The 3,438-nt window shown below is 69.4% G+C and carries 4 protein-coding genes; 1 reads left to right on the plus strand and 3 read right to left on the minus strand.

What is annotated here, in order from left to right; all coding sequences use genetic code 11:
• The 3 genes from VFG33_RS10490 to rpsB all read right to left on the minus strand — a co-directional run.
• Positions 1-459, minus strand: a 459-nt coding sequence (locus VFG33_RS10490; protein WP_414672941.1) for a uridine monophosphate kinase, incomplete at its 3' end; no start/stop codon positions are given.
• A gap of 120 nt (positions 460-579) precedes the next feature.
• On the minus strand, positions 580-1,398 hold the full coding sequence (gene tsf, locus VFG33_RS10495) for a translation elongation factor Ts (RefSeq protein WP_325024960.1): 819 nt from the start codon (positions 1,396-1,398) through the stop codon (positions 580-582).
• A 78-nt stretch (positions 1,399-1,476) separates the two neighbouring features.
• On the minus strand, positions 1,477-2,514 hold the full coding sequence (gene rpsB, locus VFG33_RS10500) for a 30S ribosomal protein S2 (protein WP_325024962.1): 1,038 nt from the start codon (positions 2,512-2,514) through the stop codon (positions 1,477-1,479).
• Positions 2,515-2,803: 289 nt separating this feature from the next.
• Between rpsB and VFG33_RS10505 the strand changes: the two genes are divergently transcribed.
• Positions 2,804-3,438 (plus strand): M23 family metallopeptidase (locus VFG33_RS10505; protein WP_325024964.1); only part of this gene is annotated, 635 nt, incomplete at its 3' end.

A 3,438-nucleotide genomic window follows, 5' to 3' on the forward strand; every position in this document is an offset into this window, starting at 1 on the left:
CTGCTTGCCCATCAGCAGCACCTCGGCACCGATCTCCAGCGCGCGCTGCGCGGCCACGGTGTCGGTGGAGAAGTACGGCATGCCCGAGCCGGCGCCGAAGATGACCACCCGGCCCTTGGCCAGGTGACGGTCCGCCTTGCGTGGGATGTAGGGCTCGGCGACCTGGCCCATCGTGATGGCGGTCTGGACCCGGGTCTCGACGCCCAGCTTCTCCAGGAAGTCCTGCAGCGCCAGACAGTTCATCACCGTACCGAGCATGCCCATGTAGTCGGCCCGGTTCCGCTCCATGCCGCGCTGCTGCAACTCGGCACCGCGGAAGAAGTTGCCGCCACCGACCACCACGGCGACCTGGACACCGGCCCGGACCACCTCGGCGATCTGCTTGGCGATCGAGTTCACCACGTCGGGATCGACGCCCAGCTTGCCGCCGCCGAACACCTCACCCGACAACTTCAGCATCACCCGGTGGTAGGCGGCCGGAAACGGCGAAGAGGCCGGTTTCGTCTCGGTACCCAGGGTTTCCGTCACGACTCCGGCCTCCTCGTCGATATGTCCGCTAGCAGTCCTACGAGCCGAAGCTCAGGCGCCGACCTCGAACCGGGCGAACCGCTTCACGGTCACCCCGGCCTCGTCCAGCACGGCCTTCACGGTCTTCTTGCTCTCCTGGACCGAAGCCTGCTCGAGCAGCACGACATCCTTGAAGAAGCCGTTCACCCGGCCCTCGACGATCTTCGGCAGGGCGCCTTCCGGCTTGCCCTCCTCGCGGGCGGTCGCCTCGGCGATCCGCCGCTCGTTCTCGACCGTCTCGGCCGGAACCTCGTCGCGGGTGGTGTACTGCGGACGCATCGCGGCGGCCTGCATGGCCGCGCCGCGGGCGGCGTCGATGTTGTCGCCCTCGAACTCGACCAGGACGCCGACCTGGGCCGGCAGGTCGGCCGCACGCTTGTGCATGTACGCCGCGACCTGGCCCTCGAACACGGCCACCTTGCCGAGCTCGAGCTTCTCGCCGATCACCGAGGCCAGCGCCTCGATGTTCTCCGCGACGCTCTTGCCGTCGGCCAACTTCTCGCCGAGCAGACCCTCGATGTCCCCGACCTTGCTCGCCGAGGCGTGCGCGACGATGTCGTTGGCGAGCTGCTGGAACTGCTCGTTCTTGGCGACGAAGTCGGTCTCGCAGTTCAGCTGGACCAGCGCGTTCTCCGCGGCGGCCACCAGGCCGTTCGTGGCCGAGCGCTCGGCGCCACGCTTGGCGGCCTTGGCCGCGCCGTGGATGCGCAGCTCCTCGATCGCCTTGTCGAAGTCGCCGTCGGTGGTCTCGAGTGCCTTCTTCGCGTCCATCATGCCCGCGCCGGTGGCGTCGCGGAGCTTCTTAACGTCAGCGGCGGTGAAGTTCGCCATTCCCTCGTTCTCTCGTCTTTGGTGATGCGTGAGCTGCATGGAACGGTCGCCCGGCCGGAGCCGGGCGACCCAGGGCTGTCAGGCCTCGTCGGACTTCGGGGCCTCGGTGCCTTCGACCGGGGTCTCGTCGGCCTTGGCGATCGTCTCGGCGACCGCGGCGGACTCGGCCACCGGCGGCTCCTCGGCGACGGCGTCGGTCGCGGCCAGGGCCTCGACCTCCTCGGTCACTGCCGGAGCCTCGGTCACTGCCGGAGCCTCCGCCGCGGCAGGAGCCTCGGTCGCCTCGGCGGCGGCCGGAGCCTCAGCCGGGGTCTCGTCGGCCTTGGCCTCGGTGGTGCCGTTCTGGCTCTCCAGCAGCTCGCGCTCCCAGGCCGCCAGCGGCTCCTCGGCGCCCAGCTCCTCGCCGGCCGCGGCAGCACCCTGACCGCCACGCGACATCAGACCGTCGGCGACGGCGTCGGCGACCACGCGGGTCAGCAGGCCGACCGAACGGATCGCGTCGTCGTTGCCCGGGATCGGGAAGTCGACCTCGTCCGGGTCGCAGTTGGTGTCCAGGATGCCGATGATCGGCAGCTTCAGCTTGCGCGCCTCGTCGACCGCGAGGTGCTCCTTCTTGGTGTCGACGATCCAGACGGCGGCCGGAACGCGGGCCATGTCACGGATACCGCCGAGCGTCTTGAGCAGCTTGTCGTGCTCGCGACGCTTCTGCAGCAGCTCCTTCTTCGTCACACCGGAGGCGGCGACGTCGTCGAAGTCGAGCAGCTCAAGCTCCTTGAGGCGCTGGAGCCGCTTGTTGACGGTCTGGAAGTTGGTGAGCATGCCGCCCAGCCAGCGCTGGTTCACGTAGGGCATGCCGACGCGGGTCGCCTGCTCGGCGATCGCTTCCTGGGCCTGCTTCTTGGTGCCGACGAACAGGATCGCGCCGCCGGAGGCGACGGTGCTCCGGACGAACTCGTAGGCGCGGTCGATGTACGACAGCGACTGCTGCAGGTCGATGATGTAGATGCCGTTGCGCTCGGTGAAGATGAATCGCTTCATCTTCGGGTTCCAGCGACGGGTCTGGTGCCCGAAGTGGACGCCGCTCTCGAGCAGCTGCTTCATGGTCACGACGGCCATGAGGTGTTCCTCCTGTCGCGCCCCAGTTGCACTGGTGACGCCTGGCTCGGTTTGTCAGCGATGGACCGGGTGGCCCGCCGCTCCTGTCGCCCGTCGCGCGCACCCATCCCGGACGAACCGGGACCGAGGGATACGCGTTGGCATGCGGGCGTGCGAAGTCGCCCCGCTCACGCGGGACGCCACCGGAAGTGTACGGGACAAGCCCCGCCGCAGGCCAACCGCCCCCGACTTATCCACAACCCCCCAACTCACCCCCGCCCAGGCTGCCTGGCGACGGCACATTCCCCCCATGAAGATCACTCGAAAACGGTCGCCATCCCATCTTGCACTCGCCTGCCCCGCTTTGAGCCTGTTCGCACTGGCGCTGATGCCTGTGACCGCAGGAGCTGCGCCTGGTGAGGAGACGGGGTGGCCGTTGTCGCCCCGGCCCGAGATGGTGCGCGGGTTCGAGGCGCCGGCGAAGCCGTGGCTACCCGGACATCGCGGCGTGGATCTGGCCGGCTCCCCCGGCCAAGCGGTCCTGTCCGCGACCGCCGGCACCATCACGTACGCCGGTCCGTTGGCCGGCCGGGGCGTCATCGTCGTCACCCGCGGTCCCATCCGCACCACCTACGAGCCAGTGATCGCCGCCTTACCGCTGGGCGCAGCCGTCAACCCAGGCGACACCATCGGCCACCTCTCAGCCGCCGCCTCCCACTGCGCCCCAGCGACCTGCCTCCACTGGGGCCTCCGCCAATCCGACACCTACCTGAACCCCCTAACCCTCCTCCCCACCCAACCCGTCCGCCTACTCCCCCGCACCCCACCCGAGCCCCAGGCACTCCGACCCCACACCCCACCCCAACCGCAAGCACTACCCGCCCGCACCGCCCCACCACAACCGCAGGCGCTTCCTGCCGGCACCAGACGACCGCAACCCGAGGC

Origin of the sequence: Kribbella sp. (genome assembly GCF_035687465.1) — a bacterium.
GTDB lineage: Bacteria > Actinomycetota > Actinomycetes > Propionibacteriales > Kribbellaceae > Kribbella.

Excerpts from the sequence above, each read along its gene's own strand:
- tsf (WP_325024960.1), bottom strand. The coding sequence starts at position 1,398 with ATGGCGAACTTCACCGCCGCTGACGTTAAGAAGCTCCGCGACGCCACC.
- rpsB (WP_325024962.1), bottom strand. The coding sequence starts at position 2,514 with ATGGCCGTCGTGACCATGAAGCAGCTGCTCGAGAGCGGCGTCCACTTC.